Here is a 26,827-nt window from a genome sequence, read left to right as displayed (position 1 = left end):
CCGCCGCCATTTCCGGTGCCCTCGGCGACGCGGCCGCCCACCTCGGTGGCACCGAGGATGCGCACCGTGCCGGTATCGCCGCGGTGGAGTCGACCGCCATCGGTTCGGCCGCCGATGCCGCGGTCCCGGTGATGCGCGCGGCCGCCGCCGATGTGATCGCACTGCACGACCGCACCGGCACCTATTTGGATCTGCTGGCCGCAGCGCACACCACCACCAGCATCGCCCGTGCCCGGATGGACCGCATCATCGCCGAATTCCGTAGCGACGCAAATGGAATGATGTCCGTCGCGAGCGCGCTCTCGGACACCGACGCGGTGATCGACCGTGGCGCGCTGGCACTGCGTGAGGCCCTGGTGGTGATCACCGCGGCGCGCACCGAGCTCGACGACCACGGCCGCCGCCTGGACGCCGTCACCACTCCCGTCTCCGAGGCCGCCACGACCGCAGAGCCCGACACCTCCAGTCTCGGCGCCGGCGCGGCTGCATCTCCCGCCATGACGAAGCTGGCGGAGGCCCAGGTGCAAATCGCAGCTCTGCAAGCGGCGGTGCAACTGGGCACCAGTGCGCTGAACGCGGCGGTGCAGGCCGGAACCGGCCTTGTCGAACGCGTGGCCGAGGCAGTCGGGTACGGCGTCGAAGAGTGCCTCCCGGCCGTCCTCGGCCTGCCACCGCAGGACGGCACCGGCCCAGACCAGGCCGGTGACCAGCCCGGACAGGGTGACCAGAGCACTGCGGAGGGCGACGCCTCAGCACCGTCCTCCGATGCCGATGCCGGTGCCGGTGCCGGTGCCGATGGCGGTGCCGGTGCCGATGGCGGTGCCGATGGCGATGATCGGCTGCCGACGCCCGAGGTTGGGAGGGGTGCTGAGTCGGAGCCGCCACCGGTCGCCGACGAGGGTGATGATTCGGTGCCCGCACCTGATGCCGGGCCCGGCGACGTTCCGGTTCCTTCGCCTGACGCCGGGGGCGGGCCGGACCAGCCGTCGGCCTCGCCTCCGCCGGAACCGCTTGCCCCGCCATACGATTCGCTGCCGCCCCCACCCGCCAACCCGCCGCTCGCAGGCCTCGGTGTCGAGGAACCGCCACCACCGCCCGGCACCGTGGCGCCGTCGCCTGAGGTTGTGGCGCCATCGCCTGAAGTTGTGGCGCCGCCACCGTTGCCCGAGGTTGTGGCGCCACCACCGTCGCCTGAGGTTGTGGCGCCACCACCGTCGCCTGAGGTTGTGGCGCCACCACCGTCGCCTGAGGTTGTGGCGCCACCACCGTCGCCTGAGGTTGTGGCGCCACCACCGTCGCCTGAGGTTGTGGCGCCGTCGCCATCGCCTGATGTTGTGGCGCCGTCGCCATCGCCTGATGTTGTGCCGCCACCGCCCGGGGTCCAGATGCCGCGCCGTGGGCAACTCGGCGTCACCGTGATTCCGGTCGGGCAGCAGATCAGTGCGGACGCTGTCGATACGGTGCTCGCTACCGGACCGTTCCCCGCCGACCTTTCCGCCGATGAGTGACCGCGATACCGGCCCCGAAAAGGCGGGCGCCGAGCAGACCGGCAGCGCCGGATCCAACCCGTTCGCACCTCCGTTGCCCTTGCTGCGTGCGGGTATCTCCCCGGCCGAACCACCAGCGGCCATGGCCGGGGAGCAGCACGCCGACACCGGCGACAACCCCGCGCCACCCCCCGGCCAGGAGCATCGAGGCGACCGCCTGGACAACGCCGAACAACAAGGCGCCCAGGTACGTTGGATCGACGCCGTACGCCGGGACCGCGCACCGCGCCAGGACGACATCGAGCACCTGGACGCCGCCCGACGACCGCCGACTACCACTCCTGGCAGTGCCGCGGCGGCAGCAGTGGGCGCCGGGATCGAGGAGATCGACGTCGCCGCGTACCTCGGTGCCGATGCGCGGGGCTATGAGAAGCCGCTTCCTCCGGCGCGCGACGACGACTTCGACCCCGATGTCGCGGACACGCAGGTCTGGAAAACCTGGCGCGGCGACGACGAGAAGACATTCAACGACCGGCCGCCGCAGAGCGGGTGGGCCATTCCCGACACCGCGGTCGCGGCGGCACTGGTCGACCCGTCCCGCGGCGCGGCGGCACGTCGACGGTCACAACGTGGTCGCGGTGAGCCGCGTGCCGCACGGCGTCGCCGTGGTGCTGCGCTGACGTTGTCGCTGGTGGCCGGGGCAGGTTTGGTCGTGATCGCCGGTGCGATGCTGATCGACGCCGCAGTGCTGACAGCCGGCGGTTCCAGCGACGTCGGCACGCGGCCGGCCGAGGTCCCCGGGTACGGCGCCCCGGTAGCGCCTTCGATCGGTCCTGCCCCGGCACCGCCCGGGGACGCAATGGCTACCGCGGAGTGCCGCGACACCCGTGGTCCGGATTTCGCCACCGGCACCGGCCCCGGCGGCACCGCCGACGCGCCCAGCGCCATCCTCGCCTTCGAACACGCCTACTACGTACAGCGCTCCGGCGCTGCTGCCCGCGCGGTGGTAACCCCGGACGCGAATGTCCCGTCAGCCGACGTGATCCAGAAGGGTATAGACCGCACTCCGGACGGAACCCGATACTGCACCCGGATCACACCGCTGCCTGTCGGCAGCGGCGCACTGTGGCGCCTGGATCTTTTCGAGCAATGGCCTGGTACCTTGCCGGCGCAATTCGTGCAGACGGTCACCGTGACCAGTCAGAACGGCCGCACCTTGATCACTGCCATCGTCGACGGTTCCGAGTGACTCGCGGGCATGACCCCGGACCTCGGTCATGCCCTGCTCTCGGTTGCGATGAACGGGTTACATGAGCGGGTAGAGGGTGAGGGTGATGGCGACGCTGCTGAGGACGCCGGCCGCGACCTCTACCGCGAGATAGCGGGGGGAGTGGGTGGCCCGCAGCCACAGGGCCCAGACCGGCGCGCAGGTTCGCAGGGCCGCGAAGAGGAGTGCCAGGGCCAGCGCCCCGATGAGGCCGTGCAGGGGAAGTAGCGGGTGCAGCCAGGCGTAGCCGATGGTTACGACGTACACCTCGAGTTGGGTGCCGAGGAAATGGGCGCCGAAGTTCCTCGAACCGGCGCCCGCGCTCGGCCCGGCGGTATTCGCCTCTTGATCCGCGGCGTGAATACGCGCCACCCACGGGTTGCCGTAGAGCACCGCCATGGCGGCCGAATTGACCAGGCCCGCGACCAAGCCCCACGCGAGAATCTTCAGGTAGAGCATGTCCTCGTTCCGCTGACGGGTGGTCTGGGCCCGGCAACGGTACGTCGGGGCGGCTCGCCCGACCAGCGACCATTCCCAGTGTTGGGACCGATCGCTATCCGGTGGCCGAGGCGATGTCGTCGGCCAACGGGGCTACGGCGCCGATGATCTGGGCGACCAGATCGTCGGGGACACCCGCGGCCTTCAGCGCGTCGGTGAGATGCCCGGCAACCAGCCCGAAGTGGTGCATCGTGATACCGCGGCCCTGGTGCACCTGTTTCATGGGCGCACCGGTATACGGCTCGGGCCCGCCCAGTGCGGCGGCGAAGAATTCGACCTGACGGCCCTTCAGCCGAGACATGTTGGTACCGGTGAAGAACGGGGCCAGTTCGGCATCGGCGAGGACACGCACGTAGAAATCCTCGACGACTGCCTCGAGCGCTTCCCGGCCGCCGATCTGCTCGTAGATCGTGCCCGGCTCGGCCACCGCGGCCGGCTCGGACTTGGACCTGAACCATGACGTGATGCTCATGCTTCAAGGACAGCACCCGTTGATTTCGATCCGGTTATTCGACAGTCGCCGGTCCATGGCATGTGCGTTGCGCCACACTCACAGCGCGAAACGATGCCGTGTGAGGTCCCGGGCGCACGGTACAGCGCCGCCGGGGACGGACTGCTCCCGGCGGCGCTGTGCTCAGTTCCAGCGCGGCTGCACCTGGCGTTCGACTCCGCTGCCCGAATTGGCCAGCGCCTCCAGATCTTCCAGGAAACGCTCGATGCTGTCCGATTTGGCCTGCGGGGTGCTGACCCGATCGCGGACCTTCTCCTCGGTCAGCTCCAGCATGGCGGCGGCCAGATCGGTCTCCAGGTCGCGGATCATCTGGCGGCGCAATTGCAGGATCTGCGCGCGACCCTGCTTGCGCACCCGCTCGACTTCCGCAGCGGCCGCCTCGCGCATCTGCGCGATGATGGATTCCGCGTCGGCCTTCGCGTCGGCCCGCAATACCTCGAGTTCGGCCTGCGCCTGGGCGATCGCGTTGTCGTAGGCCTGCTTGGCCTCGGTGAGCCGGACCGCGGCCTGCTCGCTCTCCTCGAGTTGTTTGCGCACGACTTCCTGGGACCGAGCCATCAGCGTCTTCACCGGGGGCACAACCCATTTCACGACCACGAAGATGATGACCGCGAAACCGAACAGCTGGCTGAGGAACACCGGCCAATCGATGGTGATGTCGTAGACGCCCTCGGCGAGCACGCCACTGGGATGTTTCATGACGACGCCCGTCCTGTTTGATGGCCGGAACCCGTTCCGGCGTGCCGATCATCGCCGTCGACCACGCGTGCGGCCAGCGACTGAGCCAGGGGCTCGACCTCCTGACGAAGTTCCGCGGCCACCTGGTCCGCCTGGGCGCGCAATTGCGCGGCGGATTCGGCGACGATCTCGTCGGCCTCCCGCTGCGCCTCGCCGCGCATCTCCTCCAGAATGGCCCGGCCTTCGGCGCGGGCCTGGTTGCGGATGTCGGCGGCCTCGGCGCGGGCCTTCTCGAGCGCGGTCTGATAGCGGGCCTCGGCCTCGGCGAAGGTCTCTTTCGCCTCCTTGCTGTTGACCGCGGTCTCCGAGACCCGGTTCTCGCGTTCCGCCAGCACCTTCCGGATCGGCGGAACGACGAAGAACCAGATGACGCCGAGCACGATCAGGAAGATCGCCAGCTCGGCGAAGAAGGTACCGTTGGGGATGAGGAAATTCCCCTCGGCGGCCACATCTGTTCGCGGGGACATGGTGAATTACTTACCGGGAGTAGCGAATACGAAAAGCGCCATGAAGGCCAGGTTGATGAAGTAGGCGGCCTCGACCAGACCGACGGTCAGAAAGAAGTTGCCGCGCAGCCGACCCTCGGCCTCCGGCTGCCGGGTGACGCCGTTGATCAACGCCGAACCCGCGAGACCGTCACCGATTCCGGCACCGATGGCGCCGCCGGCCATGATGAGACCGCCACCGATGAGAGCGCCCTGGATGATGGTCGCGGTTGCTGGATCTGCCATTTTCACTTCCTGTTCTCGAACATTGGTCGACCGGCGGCGCCGATCAGGTTTCGGCTCAGTGGTCCTCGTGCTCCAACGCCATGGATTGGCTGAAGTAGAGGACGGTCAGCAGCGAGAAGATGAACGCCTGGATAAATCCGACGAACATGTCGAACAGTTTCCATACGGCGTTGGGTCCCCAGCTGATCCAGAAGGGGAACAGCGTGATCACCGAGATCATCACGCCGCCGGCGAACATGTTGCCGAACAGCCGCAGCGAGAGCGAAATCGGCTTCGCGATCTCCTCGATGACGTTCACGAAAACCATGGGGCCCCAGCCGGTATGACCCTTCAGCAGCAGCTTGCCGTGGGTGAGCGGCCCGCGCCGGGCGATACCCGCGCCCTGATAGAAGGCGAAGACGAACAATGCCAGCGCGTAGACGAAATTGACGTCGGAGGCCGGGGGAGCGATCAGCTCACCGTCGCCGTACTGCACCGGCAGTACCGACAGCCAATTCGACAGCAGAATGAAGGTGAACAGCGTGACCGCCAGCGGCAGCGCGAAGGGCGCGATCTTCATGCCGATGGCGCTCTCCACCTGATTACGCATGCCGACCGTGACGGTTTCGAAGAACAGTTGCACGCCGTTGGGTACGCCGGAGGTCAGTTTGATACGCAGGGCGATCGCCAGTGCGATGACGATCAGTGCGGCGACGCAGGTGGACACGATCGTGTCGACATTGAATTCCATGCCGAAGGCGTGTGCCACGGCGTGGTGGCCGACTTTGATCTTCGGTTCGGACTCGCCTTCCTGGGCGAGCAGTAGAGCGGGAGTCGTCATGGCAGCTGGCGGAGCCCTTTCACTTCGGGCACGACGGTGAGGAGAATGAGGACGACCTGAAATACGGCCAGTCCGAAGAAGATTCCGATTCCGTCGGGACGCGCCAGGAACGCCACCAGCAGGGAAAGCACCGTGATACCGAACAGCCGTCCGGCGGTGGATACCGTCAGGGCCTGTTTGCTCGGCGTTTCCGACCGGGTTATGCGGGTGACCGAAGACCAGGTGAGTCGTGCATTCGCCCAGCCCAATCCGAGGCCGACGCACGTGAATACACCCAGCAACAAATGATCCAATGCGCCCGCCGCCATCAGGGCCAGCACGCCGACAGCAATCGCTACGATGGCCGCACGGCGTATCCGGAGCCTGTTGACATTCACCTACGACACCGCCCTCGCGTCGTCCCATTCCGTTATGGGAACTCGATCGATCCTCAGCATACACAGGCGAAGTTCGTTGGGTAGCAAGCTTTTTGATCTTTCTTTAGTTGATCTTGAATTGTTTTGCAGCCACTGCTCCGCTACCATTCCGGTGCATTCCTCGCGGAAATCAATGGCTACTTCGCAGCATGCGTGGCCGCAATCCATTGCGGCCTGTTGCCGGGCCGGTCCCTCGACTCGCGATCGAAACCCCCCGTGTATCAGCACAATTCGCTACCGCACCGCGAATCGGGGTGCCGCCGGAAAAGCTAATCAATGGAGAATTACGGACAATCGGGATTAATATCTCGAAATACGCACGAATGCGGTCGGCCCACCTCTATCCGGCGGCCGATTCGGCTGTTTCCCGTATGGCCAGGACGAAACGCAACTCCCCGCGCCGGGCGACCGCGAGCTTGCGGTACACCCGGGTCAGGTGCTGCTCCACCGTGCTGGTGGTGATCTCGAGCAGCTCGGCGATCTCCCGGTTGCGTTTGCCGAGCGCGGCCAGCTCGGCCACTCGCCGCTCGGCGGGGCTCAGCGCGTCGGCGCGGCCCGGCATCGCCCGCAACGGTGGGTGCGGCGCGGCGGGCGGGTTGCGGTCGCCGCGCAGCCGCCGGACCAGTGCGGATGAACCGCACGACTCGGCCAGCCGGACGGCCTCCCGCAGCAGCGGCCCGGCCGTGTCGGCGTCGCCGATCGACCGGTGAGCGTGCGCGAGATCACCGAGGGCCGTGGCCAGTTCGAGGTGATCGGAACCCGTGCGAGCCACGGTCACCGCGCGGCGCAGCAGCGGTACCCGGTGGTGCGCGTCTCCGGTGGCCGCGAGCAGCCGCAGCGATACCCCGCCGCTGGGATGCCGCTCCGGCCCGCCGATCAACTCCAGGTGCACGGTCGCCAGCGCCCGGGCGCGGCGTCGCTCGCCGAGGTCGAGGTAGGCCGCCGCCATGTCGTTGCGCCAGGGCACCAGCCAGGCGAAATCCAGGCCCCACTGCCGCATCAGGGTGCCGCAGTGACGGAAGTGCCGCAGCGCCTCCGCCGGGCGCCCGGCCGCCAGGCAATGGTGACCGGAGGCCCGCAGATACGGCAGCGCGAACCGCGACTCCAGCATCGCGCGGGGCACCGGGCGGCGCAGCTGGGCGGCGGCCTCGGCGTGGTCGCCCTGCGCGGTGAACGCGCGCACCAGCACCGCGATCGGGCGGCCCGCCCATACCCCGAGATGTTCCGGCGGCACCAGATCCACTGCCAGCGTGGCGTATTCGATGGCCGCGGGGAGATTCCCGCGATGCAGCAGCGCGTCCGCGCGCAGGGCGGCGAAGATCGAGCGCCAGGTCGGCGCGTGCCGGGCCGCCGCCTCGGCGAGCAGCGAGGCGCACCAGGCGTCCGCGGTGTCGAGGCGGCCGGTGTGGATGAGGCAGTCGACGGCGGCGACCAGCGCCTCCACGGTGGTGGGGCCGAGGTGGTGGCAGGCCAGCAGGCGCTGGGCCGCAGCGGCGAGGTCGACGGGCGGGTGCTGGACCCGCAGGGCGGTGAGCAGGTCGGCGGCCTGCCGATGGGGCGATTCGCGATCGGCGGTGCTGCCCGCGCCGATCCGGACCCGGTCCGCGAACAGCCGGTGATGTCGTTCGAGATGCGGCGGATGGGTGTAACGCAGCCACGCGCACAGGAAATCGACGCGCGGGCTGAAGGTCAGCGTGCCCGCCGGGCCGCGCGCCAGCCGAGCCAGCGCCTGGTCGGCCTGCTGGTGACAGCCGTGCCAGAGCATGTGCAGCACAGCAGCGGGCAGGTCGGCGTAGGGTACTCGGCCGGTGTAGAGCGCCGCCTCGAGTCGCCGGAAATTGCGGGTGCGGCTGGAGGGACTGCGCCGCCACTCGACCGAGACGAGCCGCCCGGCGATCGCGGCTCGACTGTCCGCGCGTCGACCGGCCCGGTATGCCAATTCGAGTTGCTCTGCCGCGCTGTCGATTTCGTCATTCGCCAGGGCCCGGTCGGCGGAGGCCACCAATACCCGCGCGGCCCAGGTGCTGCGGGCGTCGCCGGCCGCCAGCAGGTGCCCGGCGACGACCGTGCAGGGAAATCCACTGCGGTGGAGGAGCTCCGCCGCCCGGCCGTGCAGTTCGCGGCGCTGCTCGTCCGGGAGGTCCAGCAGGACGCGCGCGGCGATCGCCGGATGCGCGAAGCGTTCCCGCTCGACCCAGCCCGCCTCCGCGAAATCCGCTAGGACGCTGCGTATTCGGCCCGAATCCAGCCCGGCCAGCGCGGCCGACAGCTGGACGGTGGCGTCACCGCCCAGCACCGCTACCGCCGCGGCGGCCCGCAGCCGGTCCGGATCCCCGCCGCGCGGCGGCGCGGTGATTGTCTCGTCCCCCACGGCTCGGTCCCGAGCGACCGACAACTGCATACTCCAGTCCCTTCATCGGACGGATGTGCCCGACTGAAACGGAGTGGCGGCCCCGGCAGGAGCCAGGTGTGTAGAAGCGGCATCGTTGCGGCAGTGGATGTCTCGCGGGACATCCGGATTCAGCCGGTGCACAAATCCATGGTGACCGCCGAGGCGCTTTCCCACCCTGGCCGACGGCGGCTCACCGCGTGAATCATGCTACACGTCAATGAGTTTGGACTGTAGCCGGATCGCAGACCGGTGCCTCGGAAAATAAACCAGTCAGTCGGCTTGGAAGCGATTCCGGGAGCCGGGAGGTTTCGGGCGCGCAGATCGGGAATCCGGGTACCAGACAGGTGTCGGGACGGTAGGCACGTGCAACGGCGCACGTGTCGGAGGTGGTGCCGGACAACGGCGTGCGGCGCGCATCCGATCGACCGGCCGTTCGCCGGTGACCTGTCGGTCAATCGAATACCTCAGATCCGTGAGCCTTTGGCGCGATTGCAGGCGCGGCACAGAATCTGCAGGTTCGCCGCGCTCGTCGCGCCACCGCGGCTGAGCGGGATGACGTGATCGAACTCGAGATAGTGGGTGGCGCCGCACTCGCCGCAACGACCACCGTCGCGGCGCCAGACCTCGGCTTTGATCTCCGGCGGGATGGAGCGGCGGTCGCGGCGACCGGGCGCGAGGGCGAGCCGTTTGGCCACCCGCAGCGCACCCTCCATCGCGGCGGCCACCAGCTCCGCGTCGTCGACCTCGAAGTCGGCCCCGCCGCGCGCGGCGGTCGCCGAGATCGAGACGGTGTCACCCGCGGCGGTGACGGACACGATGCGCGACCACGGCAGTTCCACCCCCGCCTCCGGGCCGACGAACCGGAGCTTCTTGTTCGAGCAGATCAGCCGTCCCGCGGTGGTCTTGGGCCCGCGGGCCAGCTGCCGGACCCGGATCGCGGCGACGTCGACGTGGACGCGCTCCTCCGGGTCCAGGTGCAGGTCGGTCGCGCGTACGTGCGGCAGCACGCCCGAGCGCAAGCGCGACAGGGTGCGGCCGCGGTGCAGCCGGCGGCGCAGTTCGTCGACCATCGGGCCGGCGAGCCGCAGCGACTCGGCGACCGTCTCGAAGTCGTCCACGGTATCGGCGGTGACCTCGCCGTCCACCTCGGCGAACGCGGTGAGCCGCTCCAGCCAGGCCGAGCCCGGAGCACGAAGCGCCGCCCGGCCGGTGTCGGCCGGGATGTGTCGATAGCGCAGCGCCGTCCACAGCTCGTCCCAGTCCGGCGAGCGCGGGCCGGTGCCGGTCAGCACCCGCCAGGCCCGGACCCGCCAGCCGCGCAGGTACTCCTCGATCTCGGCGGCGCAGGCCCGGCACGGTGCCGGGGCGCCCAGGACCCGCCAGCCGCGTCGCCGCCCGCACCGGGTACAGGCGCGCGGATCCGAGGGCCGCCGCGATGCGGTCTCCTCGGTCCACGCCGAGCCGTCCCACCAGCGCAGCGCGTCGCCGCCGGGGTCCGGATGCCAATCGGGGCGATCGGGATCGGTTGGGGCGGCGAAGATTTCGCCTACCCGGTCGTCGACGGTGGTCCGCTGCAGTGAGAGGGAGCGGCCGGGCGTGACGCCGAAAACGACGAAAAGTTCGGTGAGTCCGGGCTTTCCGGGGCCGCCGCCGCGAAACCACCAGCGATCCTCGTGCCGATGGAACTCGCCGAGCACCATCGCCCGCACGCCCGTCGCGGCCGCGATATCGGCCCGCGCCACCAGCCCCGCGGCGTCCTCGACGCTGACCGTCAGCCCCGGCACCTCGGCCAGTTCCCCCTCCTCGACCGAGCCCGCCACCACGATCCGGGTCACCTCGGACGCCGTGCGCGGCAGCGACACCGACAGCCGCGCGGTGCCCGGCAGCGGCTGCTGATCCAGCGTGACGGCCTGCGACGGATGCCGGGGCGCGTTGAAGAACACCGCGTCGCGCTCGGACCGCACCTGCCCGCTGTCCGACAGCAGCAGGGCATGCGCGTCCACCGCGTGCCCCGACCGCCAGGAGAGCAGCACGGTCAGCAGCGAGGTGGGTACCGGCGTCGAACCGCTGTGGGTGGCTGTCATCGTGATCCGAACTATGCCAGGCGGTGCCGACATGCCGGAAATTCGACGCTGCCGCTGGTAGAGCGCGTGTTCAGGACGTTGTCACGGCGGGGTTCGGCCGCCGCGCCGCCGCGACCGCCCGCAGCGCGGCGGCCGCCTTGAGCGCCATCTCGTGGTATTCCGCCTGGGCGTCGGAGTCCAGCACGATGGCGCCGCCCGCCCCGATCCGCCACTGCCCGCCGTGCCGGACCGCGGTGCGGATGACGATATTGAGATCGGCCGTGCCGTTCAGCCCGAGGAAGCCGATGGTGCCCGAATACACCCCGCGCGCTTCGGTTTCCAACCCGTCGATGATCTCCATGGTGCGCAGCTTGGGCGCCCCGGTCATCGATCCGCCGGGGAAACACGCACGCAGACAATCGATCACGTCCACCTCCGGACGCAATCGGCCGCGGACCGTCGACACCAGCTGGTGCATGGTCGCGTAGGTCTCGGCGGTCATCAGTTCGGGCACATGCACGCTGCCGACCTCGCAGACCCGGCCCAGATCGTTGCGCAGCAGGTCCACGATCATCAGGTTCTCGGCGCGGGTCTTCGGATCCAATTCCAGTGCGCGACGCAGGTTCTCGTCCGCGGCCGGGGTGTGCCCGCGCGGTGCGGTGCCCTTGATCGGCTTGCTCTCCACCATTCGGGTGCGGTTCACCTTCAGGAATCGTTCCGGCGACGAGCACGCGACCTCGACGTCGCCGAAGCGCAGGAAGGCGGCGTAGGGCGCCGGATTGCAGCGGCGCAGCAGGCGATACACTGCCGCGCCGTCGGCGTCGTCGGCGACGTGCACGGTGTCGGTGAGGTTGACCTCGTAGCTCTCCCCGGCGCGCAACTGCGCCCGGATCTCCTCGATGTCGGCCAGATAGCGCTCGCGGCCCCGCCCGGCTCCGGCGGCGACCTCCGGCTCGTCGGCGGGCAGCGGCAGCGGCTCGGGCTCGGCCCAGTCGGGCAGCGTGCCGAGCAGAGCGCGGGTTTCGGTGAGCCAATGTTGCTGGTCCGCAAGGAAATCCGAGTCCGCGAGGGCGATCAGGTGGGTGCGTCCCGCGAGGTGATCGACGACGATCAGGCGGTCGGCGAAGATCCACTGCGCGTCGGGAGTGGGCGAGTGGTGCGCGGCGGCGGCCCCGCAGTCGGCCTTCACCTCGTAACCCAGATAGCCGACGTACCCACCCGCGAAATCGAAAGGAACGTCTGGCAATCGGGCCGTTCGGCGGCGCAGGCCGTCGGAGAGATAGTCGAGCACCGTCCCGGCGACCACGCGCCGCCCCGCCCGCGACGCCACCTCCACGCACCCGTCGCCCACCCGGTACCGCACCACCTCGGCCAGCGGGCCGGACGCGTCCCCGAGGAAGGAGAATCGGTCCAGCCCCGGCTCCACATGGGCACTGTCGAGCCAGAACGCCTCCGCCGACGCCGAGTAGAGCGCCCCGAACACCGCCTCACCATCGACCGCGCGCCCCACCACGTCGTGCAGCACCCGCAACTCCACGCGATCTCGCGATTCCGCTCGCGGAACGCTCGCGCGCGCCGTCTCGCCCGACACCCGAACGGGGCGTCGTCCGGGGCGGTGGCGAGCGGCGTGGTCGCGGGTAAGGCGGGCGAAATTGCGCAGGATCGTGGCGCCGTGCGCGCTGGCGACGGATTCGGGGTGGAACTGCACGCCCCACTGCGGCCGGTCGCGGTGCCGCACGCCCATGACGACGCCGTCGGGGGCGGTCGCGGTGATCTCCAGGGCGTCGGGCGTCGGCCGCGCCGCGCACAGCGAGTGGTAGCGCACCGCGATGAATTCGGCGGGCACCCCGGCGAACAGGTCCCGGCCGTCGTGGGTGATCCGGTCGGGGTGGCCGTGCCGTGCGGCCGGGGCCGTGGTCACCGACCCGCCCGCCGCCAGCACGATGCCCTGGTGACCCAGGCACACCCCGAGCAGCGGGAGGTCGGCCTCGGCGATGAGGCGGTGGGAGATGCCGAAATCGCGGGGCACGTCCGGGCGGCCCGGCCCCGGGGAGATCACGATGTTGTCGAAGCCGGACAGCGGGGGCGTCTCGGCCGCGTCGTTGCGCACCACGACCGGTTCGAGGCCGTTCACCTCGGCGATGAGTTGATAGAGGTTGTAGGTGAACGAGTCGTAGTTGTCGACGAGCAGCGTGCGCAGGGGCGGAACGGTCACCGACGAGACCACCGGGTGCTGCGGCTCCCGTGCCGACGGGAGCGGGTCGTGCTCATGCTGTCACCGTATCGGGTGCGGGCGAACCGCCCGCACACCGCATTGAGGGCATATGCCTTCAGTTGCCTGCGGTCGTTGGTGCAGAATGTGGGGCATGTCTGTGGTGCAACCGGCCGAAGTGGACCGTGACGTCGTCGACTTCACCATCGTCGGAAAATGGATGGACGAGCAGGGCCTGCCCGGCGGCGAGTTCGAGCAGGTGACGGCACTGGGCGGCGGCACCCAGAACATCATGCTGAGCTTCGCCCGCGGCGGGCGCGACTACGTGCTGCGCCGGGGTCCGAAACACTTGCGCCCCAAGAGCAATGAGGTGATCCGGCGGGAGGCCCGGCTGCTCGGGGCGCTGACCGGCACCGGGGTCCGCGCGCCCGAGGTGATCGCCGCGTGTCCCGACGAGTCGGTGCTCGGCGCGGTCTTCTATCTGATGGAACCGATCACCGGGTTCAATCCGCAGAACGAGCTGCCCGCGCTGTACGCCGGTGATCCGGAGATGCGGCGGCAGATGGGGCTGTCGGCGGTGGAGGCGATCGCGCGGCTCGGCTCGCTGGACTACCAGGCGCTCGGACTGGCCGACTACGGCAAACCGGACGGGTTCCTGGAGCGGCAGGTCTCACGCTGGCTGGGCGAACTCGAGTCCTACAGCGCCAACGAGGGCTACCCGGGACCGGAGATTCCGGGCGTGGAGCAGGTCGGCGACTGGCTCGACCGCAACCGGCCCACGGAGTGGCGACCCGGCATCCTGCACGGCGACTGCCACCTGGCGAACATCATGTTCTCCTACGATGGGCCCGAGGTCGCGGCGCTGGTGGACTGGGAGATGTCGACCATCGGCGACCCGCTGCTGGACCTGGGCTGGCAGATCGCCACCCGGCCGGAACCCGGCGGCACGAAGGGCGCGCTGATCGGCAAGCTGGGCGAGGTGGGCGGACTGCCGACGCCGGAGGAGATGATCGAGCACTACGGCCGGTTCTCCGATCGCGATCTGAGCAACGTCACCTGGTACACGGTGCTGGCCTGCTTCAAGCTCGGCATCGTCCTGGAGGGCACGCACGCCCGCGCCTTCGCGGGCAAGGCGCCCAAGCAGGTCGGCGATTTCCTGCACGCCATCACTCTCGAGCTGTTCGATATGGCGCGCGGCCTGATGGAGTGAATCTCTCAGCGGGACACGCCGATCCGGTTGCGAGGGCGACGGAGGCGGGTCGTAGGCTCGTGCGGGTGCGAGCGCTGGAGCAGATTCGGGAGTGGCCGGTTCGGCATGCCGCCGCCGGGGTGGCGGACCCGCGGGGCGGCATCGCGGTGGCGGGCGACGGGGAGCGGGTGTTCGCGCTCGCCTCGGTGACCAAACCTCTTGTGGCATACGCCGTTCTGGTGGCCGTGGAAGAGGGCGCCATCGAACTGGACCAACCGGCCGGGCCGCCGGGGTCGACGGTGCGGCATCTGCTGGCGCACACCTCCGGGCTGGCCTTCGACACCAATGTGATCATGGCCGAGCCGGGGGAACGGCGCATCTACTCGAGTTCCGGATTCGAGTGCCTGGCCCAGTTCGTGACCGACCAGACCGGCATCGACTTCGCGGAGTACCTGCACGAGGCGGTATTCGAGCCGCTCGAAATGAAATCCTCGGTGCTCACCGGCTCGGCCGGACATGCGGCACGCTCCTCACTGCACGATATGCTGCGATTCGCCGGTGAGTTGCTGCGGCCCGCACTGCTTTCCGCGCAAACGCTGGCCGAGGCCACCGAGGTGCAATTCCCCGGCCGTAACGGGGTGCTGCCCGGGTACGGCACCCAACGCCCCAATGATTGGGGTCTGGGCTTCGAGATCCGCGACCACAAAACTCCGCATTGGACCGGCGCCGCCAACTCGCCGCGCACCTACGGACACTTCGGGCAGTCCGGCACCTTCCTGTGGGTGGACCCGGCCCTCGGGGTGGCGTGCGTGGCGCTCAGCGACGAGAACTTCGGCGACTGGGCCCGCGCGGTGTGGCCGACGTTCAGCGACGGGGTGATCGACGAAATCACGACGTCACGCGACACGGCCGAAAAGTAACACCCGTAACTCCGGGCACTCCAGTAAACTCGGGCAACGCACCGGCTCGACGGGATGTTGGGGAAGACGTCCTACGTCGAAGCTGGAGGTACAGGTGCGCGCATCGAATCAGTTCGCTGACGCGACGTCTGGTGTCGTGTACATCCATGCGTCGCCGGCGGCGCTGTGCCCGCACATCGAATGGACGCTCTCGTCGACCTTGAAGGCCCCCGCGAAACTGCGCTGGACATCGCAGCCAGCCGCCCGGGGGCAGTTGCGCGCGACCACCGACTGGGTCGGGCCGGTGGGCACCGGATCTCGGATTGCTACCGCTTTGCGGGCCTGGCCCGTACTGCGTTTCGAGGTCACCGAGGATCCCAGTGAAGGGGTCGACGGCGAACGCTACAGTTTCGCCCCCGGCCTCGGCCTGTGGCGCGGTGCCACGGGCGCCAACGGCGACGTGATGGTGGGGGAAAACCGCCTGCGGGAAATAGTGCGGGTCGCGCGGGAGCGCGGCCGCCACACCCCCGCGGAGATCGCCGCCGAGATCGACAACGCCCTCGGCACACCCTGGGACGACGACCTGGAGCCCTTCCGCTGGGGCGGCGAGGGCGCCGAGGTCACCTGGCTGCGCCGGGATGTGGGCTGAGCCCGACCCGCTGCCACGTCGCGACGACGCGCACCGAGCCGAGGCCCCTGTGCGTCGCGACGTGGGCCGGGAGGCTCAACCGTCCGGCGAGCCCTCGTCGCCGCGGAGCAGGCGCAGTTCCTCGGCCATTTCCCGCATCTTCTCGCGTACCAGATGGTCCAGCTCGATGACCTCGTGCCGGATGGCGATCTGCTCGTACTGCATGAGGACGTAGTCGTCGCGGAGGCGGCGGTAGTCGTCGTGCGCCTGCTCCAGCGCCTCCTGCGCGGCGAGCAGGTCGGTGCGCATCTCGGCGAGCTGTTCTTCCGCGTTCATGTGATCCCCCTCGGTGGTGCCGCGATGTGTGTGCGGACGTCTGGGAGCCTACGCGCCGGAGGGGTCGGCTACCCGTCTCGCGACCGGGGTTGTCCACAACATGCGAGTTGTCCACAGGGCAGACGACGCAAGGGCGGGCGGTCCGGGCTCACCGGACCGCCCGCCCTTGCGGCACAACCACTTACAGCGGGATGTTCTTGTTGTTGCTGGCCTTCGCCGGGGCCGCGGCCAGTGCGGCGGCGATGGTGGAGCGGGTCTTGGCCGGATCGATGACCTCGTCCACGACACCGATGGCCAGGGCCCGGCCGACACCGCCGGCGATGGCCTCGTGCTCGGCGGTGAGCCGCTCGATCAGCGCCTCGCGCTCCTCCTCGGGAGCCTTGGCGATGGCCTTCTTGTGCAGGATGCCGACCGCGGCCTTGGCGCCCATGACGGCCACCTCCGCCTCCGGCCAGGCATACACCGCGGTCGCGCCCAGCGAACGGGCGTTCATGGCGATGTAGGCGCCGCCGTAGATCTTGCGAGTGACCAGCGTGACCCGCGGAATCTGCGCCTCGGCGAAGGCATGCAACAGCTTCGCGCCGCGGCGCACCACACCCTCCCACTCCATGCCGACACCGGGCAGATAGCCGGGCACGTCGGTGACGACTACCATCGGAATGCCGAAGGAGTTGCACAGCCGCACGAAACGCGCTGCCTTCTCGGCACTTTCGGAGGTGAGGCAGCCACCCATGCGCAGCGGATTGTTGGCGAGCACACCGACGGTGCGGCCCGCGAGCCGGCCCAGACCGGTGACGATGCTGCGCGCGTAACCGCCCTGCAGCTCTTCGAAGGAGGATTCGGTGTCGCCGTCGGTGTTGGTGACATTGTCGAGCAGCTCGTGGATGATCGGCTTGATGTCGTAGGCGCGCTTGGCCGACTCGGGCAGCATCGCCTTCAGGTCGACGTCGCCGTGCTGGGCGGCCGACATATCGAACTCGCCCTGCTCGGCGAACATCGACACCAGCTTGCGCCCGCGGTGCATGGCGTCGTCCTCGTCATTGGCGACGATGTGGCAGACGCCGGACTTCTTGCCGTGCGTGACCGGGCCGCCGAGGGTGGCCATGTCGACGTTCTCGCCGGTCACCGACCGCACCACGTCGGGGCCGGTGACGAAGATGCGGCCCTCGGGCGCCATGATCACCACATCGGTCAGCGCGGGACCGTAGGCGGCGCCGCCGGCGGCGAAGCCGACCACCACCGATATCTGGGGGACCAGGCCCGACGCGCGGACCATGGCCTCGAATACGGTGCCGACGGCGTGCAGCGCCTCGACGCCCTCGGCCAGCCGGGCGCCACCGGAATGCCAGATGCCGACGACCGGGATGCGGGATTCGATCGCGGTATCGATCGCGTCGACGATGTGCTTGCAGCCCTCGACGCCCATGGCGCCGCCCATGACGGTGGCGTCGGAGCAGTAGGCGACGGTGCGCACGCCGTCGACCTCACCGATCGCGGCCAGCACGCCGGACTTGTCACGAGGATGTAGCGGGAGAACGGTGCCGGGATCGAAGAAGCGCTGCAACCGGCCCAGCGGATCGCGGGGATCGGTGGTGGCGTCCGCCGCGGCGGGGGCCATGATGGTCATCGCGTTCTCTCCTCGAGGGGAATGTGGAGTCGCTCACGCGGCTGCGAATGTGGAAGCCCCGGTGGGGTTTTCGCGGGTTGTCCGCTACCGGAAACCCCACCGGGATCGCTGTGGAATTGACCGCTACGTGTCAGTACCGGCCGAAGGCGAGCGCCACATTGTGCCCACCGAAACCGAACGAGTTGTTGATCGCGTACTCGATCTCCTGACGGCGGGCCTCGCCGTGCACGATGTCGAGGTCGATCTCCGGGTCCTGGTTCTCCAGGTTCAGCGTGGGCGGCACGATGCCGTCGCGGATGCTGAGCACGGTGAGCACCGACTCGAGGGCGCCGACGGCGCCGATCGAGTGGCCCAGGGCGGACTTGGGCGCGTAGACCGAGGCGTGGTCGCCGACGGCCTTGGTGATCGCGTTCGCTTCCGCCGTGTCACCGATCGGTGTGGCGGTCGCGTGCGCGTTGATGTGCGTGATGTCCTGCGGCGACAGTCCCGCCGAACGCATCGCGCGCTGCATGGCCCGCGCCGCGCCGTCACCCGAGGGATCCGGTGCGACCAGGTGGAAACCGTCCGAGGTGATGCCCGCACCCAGCAGCCGCGCGTGGATGGTGGCCCCGCGCGCCTTGGCGTGCTCCTCGGTCTCGATGACCATCAGCGCGCCGGCCTCGCCGAAGACGAAGCCGTCACGATCTTTGTCGAACGGCCGCGAGGCCGCCTTCGGATCGTCGTTGCGCGTGCTCATCGCCCGCATCATGGAGAACGCCGCGATCGGCACCGCGTCGATGTAACCCTCGACGCCGCCGGTGACGACCATGTCGGCGTCGCCCATGACGATCATCCGCCACGCGTTCGCGATGGCTTCCGAACCCGACGAACACGCCGAGACCGGTGTGACCACTCCCGCCCGGGCCTGCAGTTCCAGACCCACCACGGCGGACGGCCCGTTCGGCATGACCATCTGAACTGCCAGCGGCGAGATCTTGCGGTAGCCACCGTTCTTCAGCTTGTCGACCGAGTCGATGAGCGCGTCGCCGCCGCCGAGGCCGGTGCCGATGGCGACGCCGAGACGCTCCTTGTCGACCTCCGGCGCGCCGGCGTTCTCCCAGACCTTCTTGCCGAGGGCGAACGCCAGCTGTTCGACGTAGGACATGCGCCGACGCTCGACGCGCGGGATCTCATCCTCGAGATTGAGCTTGATCCGGCCGCCGATGCGCACCGGGAGCTGGTACTCCTCGATGAAGTCCCCGTCGAGAACGTCGATGCCGCTCTCGCCGTTGAGGAGACCCTTCCACGTCGTATCGACGTCGCCCGCGATCGACGTGGCCGCCGCCAGGCTCGTAACGACGACGTTGGGAAAGTTCCCGTTCAAGGTGGAAGGAGTGGTCACGGTATCGGGCCCTTACTCGCCCTGGCCGAACTTGGCCTTGAGCTCCTCGGCCGCGTCAGCGTTCTCGGCCTCGAGCTTCTGGATGTAGTTGACCGCGTCACCGACGGTCTTGAGGCTGGCGAGATCCTCGTCGGGGATCTTCACGCCGTACTTGTCCTCGGTCTGCACCGCGATCTCGACCATCGACAGCGAGTCGATGTCCAGGTCGTCGACGAAGGACTTCTCGATCGTCACCTCGGAGGGCTCGATGCCGGTCACCTCTTCGATGATCTTGCCGAGCTCTTCGACGATCTGTTCCTGGGTCAGAGCGGCCACTTGGTGGCTCCCTTCTTATTACTCTCGGGGGTCCGATTGGTTTTCGGTCTGTTTTCTTTGTCGATCCGAGACGGCCGGGCGTTTCCGTCCGTCCCGTTCGCGGCCGCATCGTTGCGCACCGCGTGGAAAGCTAACCGTTTGCCGACAGTTCGGCCAACGCGGGGATATCTTCGGGGGTCTTCAGGGCCAGATTCGGGGTGCCCTTGAGCTCCCGCTTGGCGATGCCCACCAGGGTTCCGGCCGGTGGCAGCTCCGCCACCGCGGAGACCGCTGCCGCGCGCACCGTCTCGGTGCACAGATCCCACCGTACCGGCCGGGTGACCTGCGCGGCGAGCTTGTCGACGGCGTCACGGCCGGAGGTCACCGGCTGACCGTCGAAGTTCGACAGCAGGGTCCGGGTCGGCTCGCCCGGGGTGATCTGGGCGATGGCCTCGGCCACGGCGTCCTGGGCCGGAGCCATGAACCCGGTGTGGAAGGCGCCGGCCACGGGCAGCGCGCGGACGCGTGCCTTCTCCGGCGGGTTCGCCGCCAGCTCGGCCAGCGCGTCCAGGCGGCCCGCCGCCACGATCTGGCCCACCGCGTTGCGGTTGGCCGGGACGAGGTCGAGTTCGGCGAGCCGGTCGAGCACGGCGGCTTCGTCGCCACCGAGCACGGCCGACATGCCGGTCGGTTCCAGCGCGCAGGCCTTGGCCATCTCCGCGCCGCGGATGGCCGACAGCGTCACGGCCTCGTCGGGGGTGATGACCCCGGCGATGGCCGCGGCGGCGAACTCACCGACCGAGTGGCCGGCGACGATGGTGTCCGCCGGAAACGACTCGTCGGAGATCTCCGCGTAGGCGAGCAGCGCCGCGGCGACCACGAGCGGCTGGGTCACCGCCGTGTCCTTGATCTCGTCCGCGGTGGCGGTGGTGCCGAGCTGCACCAGGTCCAGGCCGGAAGCCTTGGACCACAGTTCGAGACGGTCACGCGCGCCGGGAAGATCGAGCCAAGGCGCGAGCATGCCGGGTGTCTGGGAGCCCTGTCCTGGGGCGTACAACGCGATCACGCCTCTAACAAAACACCGTGGAGGGCCTCCGGCGAGATGTCGACGCCGATGAAGCTTCCGGACGGGTTTTGTGTGGACCCCACAAAACGGCAAGTGGACCGCCGGGATCGACCGGTTCCCCGGAGTCGTTACATCCCATCTTCGTAAAACGTGGCCGGAGAGGCTTCTGGGGCGGAAGTTGGTGATTCGTTACGAGTTCGTGTCAGACGACCTACTGTGGCGGCGATCCGGAGCACGTACGCGTCGCGCGGATTCATCGGATCACGGCCGGTGATATCGGCGATTCTCTTCAGCCGATAGCGGACCGTATTTGGATGAACGAACAGCTGGCGTGCACACGTCTCGACGGCTCCGCCGCAATCGAGATAGGCATCGAGGGTGTCGGCCAAGGCCGATCCGGCGGCGGCCAACGGTAGCACAACATACTCGTTGAGAGCCTCGACCGCAGCACGATCTCCGAGCAGGGCCCGTTCGGGCAACAGTTCGGAGGCGTGCACCGGCCGCGGCGCCCCGCGCCAGCCCACCACCGCCTCCATCCCGGCCATCGCCTCGACCGCGCTGACGTGCGCGGCCGACAGCGTGCGGGTGGTCGGGCCGATCACCACCGGCCCCTCGGAGAACGACTCGGCCAGCAGATCGACCAGGAACGGGGAGGGATAGCCGATGTCGCCGAGATTCCCGCTCACCACCATGACCAGCCGCGATCCCTGGATGACCGCCAACGCGGCGCGGCCGTGCCGGGCGGCGAGGGTGTGCACCGAGCCGACCACGGTGACCTGGTCGCTCGGGGGTATGCCGACCAGCACCGTCGCCGGCGCGGTGGCGTCCCAGTTCAATGTGGCCGCGCGCGAGAGCATTTCGGGCCCGGTGTCTCCGCGCACAACGGCGTCGACCACCAGCGCCTCCAGCCGGGTGTCCCACGCGCCGCGGGACTCGGCGGCGCTGGCGTACACCGAGGCCGCGGCGAAACCGAGTTCGCGGCCGTAGCGCAGTACCGCCTCGGTCAGCGCCACCAGCTGCCGGTCGTTGCGGGCCAGCGCCGGCAGCCACTGCTCGAAGAACTCCATGGCCACCCGGACCATGTCGACGGTCTGGCGCAGAGTGAGCCGCCGCGCCAGATCCTGCGGGATCACCTGAAAAGCGTCCAGGCTGAACCGGATATCGCTCTCGGGGTCCTGCAGCCATTCCAGGAAGTTCACCACCGCGGTCTGCACCAGCATCTGGACGCCGGCCCGCTGCGCGGCGTCCAGATCACCGAAGAACGGCAGCCGGTCCTCCATCGACGCGATCGCCTCGGTGGACAATCGCCCGGAGAACTGCTTCACCCGCTTCAGCAGCGTGTCCGGCAGCGGATCGCGGGTCTGCTGATACGGCGAGAGGGCGCCGGTCGGCAGATATACCTCGTGTGACGAGGACGTGTCGGTGATCCGGCGCGGCCGCGGCGGTTTACGTTCCACTACTCCATACTCTCCCGCGGCGGCCGGGCCCCCGCGCCCGGTGCGCTCACGCCGGCTGGTCTTCGGTGTTGGTCGACTTCTCCGCGGCGTCGACGTCGCCGATGCGATAGCGAGTCGCGGCCTCGGCGACCTTGGCCTGGTCGACCTTGCCCGCCCGGGCCAGCGCCTGCAGCGCGGCGACCACGATCGACTGCGCGTCCACATTGAATACGCGTCGCGCGGCCGGGCGTGTATCGGAGAAGCCGAAGCCGTCGGTGCCCAGGGTGACGTAGTCGCCGGGCACCCACTTGCGGATCTGGTCCTGCACCGCGCGCAGCCAGTCCGAGGCGGCGACGAACGGGCCCTCCGCGCGCGAAAGCGCCTGTGTCACATAGGGAACGCCGGGATCGGTGCCCGGCTCGCGCAGGGCGGCGATCTCCTTGGCCAGCGCCTCCTTGCGCAGTTCGCTGAACGAGGTCACCGACCACACGTCCGCCTGCACACCCCACTCCGAGGCCAGCAGTTCCTGCGCGCGCAGCCCGTCGGGCACGGTCACGCCGGACACCAGCAGCTGCGCGCGCACCTCGCCCTCGCCACCGCGCTTGTACAGGTAGATGCCCTTGAGCAGACCCTCGATGTCGAGGTCGTCCGGCTCCGCCGGCTGCGGGTAGGGCTCGTTGTACATGGTGATGTAGTAGCTGATGTTCTCGCCGCCGAAGGTGTCGTTCGCCATCTGCGGACGGGTGCCGGGCAGCACCGTCGAATCCGGTGCGGGAGCGCCGCCGCCGTACATCCGGCGCAGGCCGTCGCGCACGATGTGGGCGATCTCGAAGGAGAAGGCCGGATCGTAGGCCACGAAGGCCGGATTGGTGGACGCCAGCAGCAGCGAGTGACCGTCGTTGTGCTGCAGGCCCTCACCGGTCAGCGTGGTTCGCCCGGCGGTTGCTCCGAGAATGAATCCGCGGGCCAGCTGATCGGCCGCGGCCCACAGGCCGTCGCCGGTGCGCTGGAAACCGAACATCGAGTAGAAGATGTAGAGCGGGATCATCGGCTCGCCGTGGGTGGCGTAGGAGGTGCCCACCGCGGTGTAGGAGGCGGTCGATCCGGCCTCGTTGATGCCTTCGTGCAGGATCTGGCCCACTTGGCTCTCTTTGTAGGCAAGCATCAACTCCGCGTCGACCGACGTGTACAACTGGCCGTTGCGGTTGTAGATCTTCAACGAAGGGAACCAGGAGTCCATCCCGAAGGTGCGGGCCTCGTCCGGGATGATCGGGACGATCCGCTTGCCGATCTCCTTGTCGCGCAACAACTCCTTCATCAGCCGCACGAAGGCCATCGTGGTGGCCACGTTCTGCTTGCCCGACCCCTTGCGCACCGAGCGGTACGGCTCGTCGCCGGGAAGTTGCAGAGGCTTTGCCGCCGAGCGCCGTTCGGGCAGGAAACCGCCCAGGGTGCGGCGGCGGTCCAGCATGTACTGGATGGCCGGGTCGTCCTTGCCGGGGTGGTAGTAGGGCGGCAGGTAGGGGTCGGCCTCGAGCTGCTCGTCGGTGATCGGGATGCGCTGCACGTCGCGGAAGGCCTTCAGGTCCTCCAGCGTCATCTTCTTCATCTGGTGTGTGGCGTTGCGGGCCTCGAAGTGCTTGCCCAGGCCGTAACCCTTGATGGTCTTGGCCAGGATCACCGTCGGCTGGCCCTGGTGCGCCAGCGCCGCCGCGTAGGCCGCGTAGATCTTGCGGTAGTCGTGGCCGCCGCGCTTGAGGTTCCAGATCTGCTGATCCGACAGGCCTTTCACCAATTCCTTGGTGCGCGGGTCGCGGCCGAAGAAGTGCTCGCGGACGTAGGCGCCGTCGTTGGCCTTGTAGGTCTGGTAGTCGCCGTCGGGGGTGGAGTTCATCAGGTTCACCAGGGCGCCGTCGCGGTCGGCGCTGAGCAGCGCGTCCCACTCACGGCCCCAGATGACCTTGATGACGTTCCAGCCCGCGCCGCGGAAGAACGACTCCAGCTCCTGGATGATCTTGCCGTTGCCGCGCACCGGGCCGTCCAGGCGCTGCAGGTTGCAGTTGATGACGAAGGTCAGATTGTCCAGCGCCTCGTTGGCGGCCACCTGGATCAGGCCGCGCGACTCCGGCTCGTCCATCTCGCCGTCGCCCAGGAACGCCCAGACGTGCTGATCCGAGGTGTCCTTGATGCCGCGATCGTGCAGGTAATGGTTGAACCGGGCCTGGTAGATGGCGTTCATCGGGCCCAAACCCATGGAGACCGTGGGGAATTCCCAGAAGTCGGGCATCAGGCGCGGGTGCGGGTACGACGACAGCCCGCGCCCCGGGCCGCCGTGGCTGTACTCCTGGCGGAACCCGTCGAGCTGGTCCTCGGTCAGCCGCCCCTCGAGGTACGCGCGGGCGTAGACGCCGGGGGAGGCGTGCCCCTGGATGAAGATCTGGTCGCCGCCGCCGGAATGATCCTTGCCGCGGAAGAAGTGGTTGAAGCCGACCTCGTACATCGCCGCCGAGGACGCGTACGTCGAGATGTGGCCGCCCACACCGATTCCCGGCCGCTGCGCGCGGTGCACCATGACCGCGGCGTTCCAGCGGATCCAGGCGCGGTAGCGGCGCTCCACCTCCTCGTCGCCGGGGAACCAGGGCTCGTTCTCGGTGGGGATGGTGTTGACGTAGTCGGTGGAGGTCAGCGCGGGGATGGCGACATGGCGCTCACCGGCGCGTTCCAGTAGGCGCAGCATCAGGTAGCGCGCACGTCCCGGCCCCTCGCGATCGAGCATCTCGTCGAAGGACTCCAGCCATTCGCCGGTCTCCTCCGGATCGATGTCCGGTAGGTACGATGCCACCCCCTCGCGGATCACACGCACACGGGCACCGGCCGGACGCGCGGGTGCCGACTCCGAATCGGCGGCAGCGCCGTTGGCGGTGGAACTCGACGACTTCGGGTGCATCACGTCTGTCAAAATCAAAGCTCCTCGTACAGGGGTGGACAAGCGGATGGCTCTAACCCCGGACAGCCGCGCTGGTAGGCGGGTTGTCCGTGCCTCACGGTGGGGCGCATCTCACATCCTTGTCGATGATGCGTCCCAGGTCATCATGTCAGCCGGAAATCCAGTACCGTTCTCCAGGCAACTGCGGTGTGCGCACCGTGAACAACACCCGATGGAAACCGCCGAGGTCGAGAAGCGGGGAGGATGATGAAACTGCTGAACCCACGCGGGTTCGGGTTGGCGTGCGCGACCCTTGCGGTCGGCACCGGACTGGTGGTAGCGGGATGCTCCAGCTCGGTCCACGGTACCGCCACCGTGAACGAGGTGGACGCGGCAGCGTTCCGGACGGAGATGGCGGCGTCGTCGGCAGCGGCGACCTCCTCGGCCCGGGCGGCCGCGCAGGACAAGGCCGTCTCGGAGAACTGCAGCCCGTTCCGCGATCTGTCCGGTGTCGCGGTGACCAAGTACAACGAGTTCGTCGACGCCCACGACGCCAACGCGCCCGATCAGGACGCCAAGCGCGACGCCGCGGCGGAGACCCTGGAGAACGCGGCCCGCACGGTCGAGAGCCGTGTGACCGCCTCGGGCGAAGCGCTACCGGCGGATCTGGCGCAGAAGTTCACCGACTACGTGGTGGCCGCGCGGGCGCTGGCGGAGGAATCGCGCAAGATGACCTACACCGCACCCGTCGGACCGCTCAACGACGCCAGCAAGCGGGTCAACGACGCGCTCAACACGGTGCGGAATGCTTGTCCCGCACGGTGACCGGCTTACCGGTCCGACCTCGGACGATACGGCTCGTTACGCGACATTTCGGAATGTATTTGGGCGGATCGGCTTGCGCTGCGGCCGATAACCATGTTCGCTTGCACCTATCTATTGTCGGCAGTTGAGGAGGACACCACCGTGGTCGCCGCGGCGGACGCGCAGAACAACGCTCAGAAGCTTGGCATCTCTCACGGAATGGTGGTCCAAGAACTGGGCTGGGACGATGACACCGACGAGGTGGTCGACGTCGTCATGCTGTGGTGGCGAGACGGTGACGGCGATCTCGCCGACGAGCTGATGGATGCCATCAGCCCGCTGTCCGACGACGGCGTGATCTGGGTGCTGACCCCCAAGACCGGACAGCCCGGCCATGTGGATCCGAGCGAGATCGCCGAGTCGGCCCCCACGGCCGGCCTGACCTCCACCACACCGGTGAGCCTGGGCGACTGGACCGGCACCAAGCTCATGCAGCCCAAGACGCCCTCGAAGCAGCGCTGACCGGCGGTTCGATTAAGGTTGTGGGGGTGGGTCCGTGCTGCCCGCCGCTGCCCCCACGCCGGGATCGTGGACGCCGCATCGATCACAGGAGGACCGCGCATGCCACTCGAAGAGGGCACGGCCGCACCGGATTTCACGCTGAAGGACCAGAACAACCAGGACGTCAGCCTCTCGGACTACCGCGGGCACAAGAATGTCCTGATCGTGTTCTACCCGCTGGCGTTCACCGGTATCTGCCAGGGCGAGCTGTGCAAGGTCCGCGACGAGCTGCCGAAGTTCCAGAACGACAACGCCGAGATCCTCGCGATCTCCGTCGGCCCGCCGCCCACCCACAAGATCTGGGCCGCGGAGCAGGGCTACACCTTCCCCCTGCTCTCGGACTTCTGGCCGCACGGCGCCGTAGCCCAGTCCTACGGCGTCTTCAACGACAAAACCGGCTTCGCCAACCGCGGCACCTTCGTCGTCGACAAGGACGGCATCATCCGCTTCTCCGAAATGAACGGCCCCGGCGAGCCCCGTGACCAGGCAGCTTGGGAGAAAGCCCTCGCTGCGTTAGATTCGTAACCCGCTGCAAGCTTTCGGGC

25 protein-coding genes are annotated in these 26,827 nt (G+C 68.8%); 8 read left to right on the top strand and 17 right to left on the bottom strand.

Annotation, left to right across the window (positions count from 1 at the left end; translation table 11 throughout):
* Window positions 1-131 precede the first annotated feature (131 nt).
* Together NWFMUON74_RS25645 and NWFMUON74_RS25640 are read left to right on the top strand one after the other, a co-directional pair.
* Window positions 132-1,508 (top strand): hypothetical protein, encoded by a 1,377-nt coding sequence (locus tag NWFMUON74_RS25645; protein WP_187684340.1) that lies wholly within the window; start codon window positions 132-134, stop codon window positions 1,506-1,508.
* Window positions 1,501-2,736: a DUF8176 domain-containing protein gene (locus NWFMUON74_RS25640; protein ID WP_187684339.1), complete on the top strand. Its 1,236-nt coding sequence runs from the start codon at window positions 1,501-1,503 to the stop codon at window positions 2,734-2,736. Before NWFMUON74_RS25645 ends, NWFMUON74_RS25640 begins: the two co-directional genes overlap by 8 nt.
* Window positions 2,737-2,793: 57 nt before the next feature.
* Here the strand turns inward: NWFMUON74_RS25640 and NWFMUON74_RS25635 are convergent, their stop codons facing one another.
* The 10 genes from NWFMUON74_RS25635 to pabB form a co-directional block, all read right to left on the bottom strand.
* On the bottom strand, window positions 2,794-3,213 hold the full coding sequence (locus tag NWFMUON74_RS25635; protein ID WP_187684338.1) for a hypothetical protein: 420 nt from the start codon (window positions 3,211-3,213) through the stop codon (window positions 2,794-2,796).
* Window positions 3,214-3,307: 94 nt separating this feature from the next.
* Window positions 3,308-3,724: a group I truncated hemoglobin gene (locus tag NWFMUON74_RS25630; protein WP_187684337.1), complete on the bottom strand. Its 417-nt coding sequence runs from the start codon at window positions 3,722-3,724 to the stop codon at window positions 3,308-3,310.
* A 162-nt stretch (window positions 3,725-3,886) separates the two neighbouring features.
* Complete coding sequence (locus NWFMUON74_RS25625; protein ID WP_187684336.1) at window positions 3,887-4,462, bottom strand: F0F1 ATP synthase subunit B family protein; 576 nt, start codon at window positions 4,460-4,462, stop codon at window positions 3,887-3,889.
* Window positions 4,459-4,968 (bottom strand): F0F1 ATP synthase subunit B, encoded by a 510-nt coding sequence (locus tag NWFMUON74_RS25620; protein ID WP_187684335.1) that lies wholly within the window; start codon window positions 4,966-4,968, stop codon window positions 4,459-4,461. The genes NWFMUON74_RS25625 and NWFMUON74_RS25620 overlap by 4 nt, the downstream gene beginning before the upstream one ends.
* 6 nt (window positions 4,969-4,974) lie before the next feature.
* Window positions 4,975-5,232, bottom strand: coding sequence for a F0F1 ATP synthase subunit C (locus tag NWFMUON74_RS25615; protein WP_187684334.1), 258 nt, complete (start codon window positions 5,230-5,232; stop codon window positions 4,975-4,977).
* 55 nt (window positions 5,233-5,287) lie between these two features.
* The gene (gene atpB, locus NWFMUON74_RS25610; RefSeq protein ID WP_187684333.1) at window positions 5,288-6,052 is read right to left on the bottom strand and encodes a F0F1 ATP synthase subunit A; all 765 of its coding nucleotides are present in this window, start codon (window positions 6,050-6,052) and stop codon (window positions 5,288-5,290) included.
* Window positions 6,049-6,429, bottom strand: coding sequence for a hypothetical protein (locus NWFMUON74_RS25605; protein WP_187684332.1), 381 nt, complete (start codon window positions 6,427-6,429; stop codon window positions 6,049-6,051). The genes atpB and NWFMUON74_RS25605 overlap by 4 nt, the downstream gene beginning before the upstream one ends.
* Before the next feature lie 379 nt (window positions 6,430-6,808).
* Window positions 6,809-8,839, bottom strand: a complete 2,031-nt coding sequence (locus NWFMUON74_RS25600) for a helix-turn-helix transcriptional regulator (RefSeq protein ID WP_187684331.1) — start codon at window positions 8,837-8,839, stop codon at window positions 6,809-6,811.
* A gap of 485 nt (window positions 8,840-9,324) precedes the next feature.
* A complete protein-coding gene (locus tag NWFMUON74_RS25595; RefSeq protein ID WP_187684330.1) occupies window positions 9,325-10,944 on the bottom strand; it encodes a TerD family protein in 1,620 nt (539 codons plus the stop codon).
* Between the two features lie 70 nt (window positions 10,945-11,014).
* Window positions 11,015-13,138 (bottom strand): aminodeoxychorismate synthase component I, encoded by a 2,124-nt coding sequence (pabB, locus tag NWFMUON74_RS25590; RefSeq protein WP_232110597.1) that lies wholly within the window; start codon window positions 13,136-13,138, stop codon window positions 11,015-11,017.
* Window positions 13,139-13,280: 142 nt separating this feature from the next.
* Here pabB and NWFMUON74_RS25585 point away from each other — a divergent pair, with 142 nt between their 5' ends.
* The 3 genes from NWFMUON74_RS25585 (at window position 13,281) to NWFMUON74_RS25575 (ending at window position 15,872) form a co-directional block, all read left to right on the top strand.
* On the top strand, window positions 13,281-14,345 hold the full coding sequence (locus NWFMUON74_RS25585) for a phosphotransferase family protein (RefSeq protein WP_187684329.1): 1,065 nt from the start codon (window positions 13,281-13,283) through the stop codon (window positions 14,343-14,345).
* 65 nt (window positions 14,346-14,410) lie between these two features.
* Window positions 14,411-15,244: a serine hydrolase domain-containing protein gene (locus NWFMUON74_RS25580; protein WP_187684328.1), complete on the top strand. Its 834-nt coding sequence runs from the start codon at window positions 14,411-14,413 to the stop codon at window positions 15,242-15,244.
* Window positions 15,245-15,338: 94 nt separating this feature from the next.
* Entirely contained in the window at window positions 15,339-15,872 is a 534-nt protein-coding gene (locus tag NWFMUON74_RS25575) for a DUF3145 domain-containing protein (RefSeq protein WP_187684327.1), read from the top strand.
* A 75-nt stretch (window positions 15,873-15,947) separates the two neighbouring features.
* On the opposite strand, the gene NWFMUON74_RS25570 is transcribed toward NWFMUON74_RS25575, so the two are convergent.
* The 7 genes from NWFMUON74_RS25570 to aceE form a co-directional block, all read right to left on the bottom strand.
* The gene (locus NWFMUON74_RS25570; protein ID WP_187684326.1) at window positions 15,948-16,187 is read right to left on the bottom strand and encodes a hypothetical protein; all 240 of its coding nucleotides are present in this window, start codon (window positions 16,185-16,187) and stop codon (window positions 15,948-15,950) included.
* Window positions 16,188-16,368: 181 nt separating this feature from the next.
* Entirely contained in the window at window positions 16,369-17,814 is a 1,446-nt protein-coding gene (locus NWFMUON74_RS25565; RefSeq protein WP_187684325.1) for an acyl-CoA carboxylase subunit beta, read from the bottom strand.
* A gap of 130 nt (window positions 17,815-17,944) precedes the next feature.
* Window positions 17,945-19,195, bottom strand: coding sequence for a KasA/KasB family beta-ketoacyl-ACP synthase (locus NWFMUON74_RS25560; protein WP_187684324.1), 1,251 nt, complete (start codon window positions 19,193-19,195; stop codon window positions 17,945-17,947).
* Between the two features lie 12 nt (window positions 19,196-19,207).
* Window positions 19,208-19,510, bottom strand: coding sequence for a meromycolate extension acyl carrier protein AcpM (gene acpM, locus NWFMUON74_RS25555; RefSeq protein ID WP_187684323.1), 303 nt, complete (start codon window positions 19,508-19,510; stop codon window positions 19,208-19,210).
* Between the two features lie 130 nt (window positions 19,511-19,640).
* Window positions 19,641-20,555: an ACP S-malonyltransferase gene (locus NWFMUON74_RS25550; protein ID WP_187684322.1), complete on the bottom strand. Its 915-nt coding sequence runs from the start codon at window positions 20,553-20,555 to the stop codon at window positions 19,641-19,643.
* A gap of 128 nt (window positions 20,556-20,683) precedes the next feature.
* Entirely contained in the window at window positions 20,684-21,982 is a 1,299-nt protein-coding gene (locus tag NWFMUON74_RS25545) for a PucR family transcriptional regulator (RefSeq protein WP_187689418.1), read from the bottom strand.
* Between the two features lie 76 nt (window positions 21,983-22,058).
* Window positions 22,059-24,938, bottom strand: a complete 2,880-nt coding sequence (gene aceE, locus NWFMUON74_RS25540; RefSeq protein WP_232111217.1) for a pyruvate dehydrogenase (acetyl-transferring), homodimeric type — start codon at window positions 24,936-24,938, stop codon at window positions 22,059-22,061.
* A gap of 243 nt (window positions 24,939-25,181) precedes the next feature.
* Here aceE and NWFMUON74_RS25535 point away from each other — a divergent pair, with 243 nt between their 5' ends.
* From NWFMUON74_RS25535 to NWFMUON74_RS25525, 3 genes are all read left to right on the top strand, one after another.
* The gene (locus tag NWFMUON74_RS25535) at window positions 25,182-25,742 is read left to right on the top strand and encodes a hypothetical protein (protein WP_232110596.1); all 561 of its coding nucleotides are present in this window, start codon (window positions 25,182-25,184) and stop codon (window positions 25,740-25,742) included.
* Between the two features lie 141 nt (window positions 25,743-25,883).
* Window positions 25,884-26,243: a DUF3052 domain-containing protein gene (locus NWFMUON74_RS25530; RefSeq protein ID WP_187689416.1), complete on the top strand. Its 360-nt coding sequence runs from the start codon at window positions 25,884-25,886 to the stop codon at window positions 26,241-26,243.
* A 99-nt stretch (window positions 26,244-26,342) separates the two neighbouring features.
* Window positions 26,343-26,807 (top strand): peroxiredoxin, encoded by a 465-nt coding sequence (locus NWFMUON74_RS25525; protein ID WP_187684320.1) that lies wholly within the window; start codon window positions 26,343-26,345, stop codon window positions 26,805-26,807.
* The last annotated feature ends 20 nt before the right edge of the window (window positions 26,808-26,827 follow it).

Source organism: Nocardia wallacei (genome assembly GCF_014466955.1).
GTDB classification, from domain to species: Bacteria; Actinomycetota; Actinomycetes; order Mycobacteriales; family Mycobacteriaceae; genus Nocardia; species Nocardia wallacei.
Note: the sequence above shows the minus strand (reverse complement) of the source record. Positions and strands in the feature narration are given on the sequence as shown.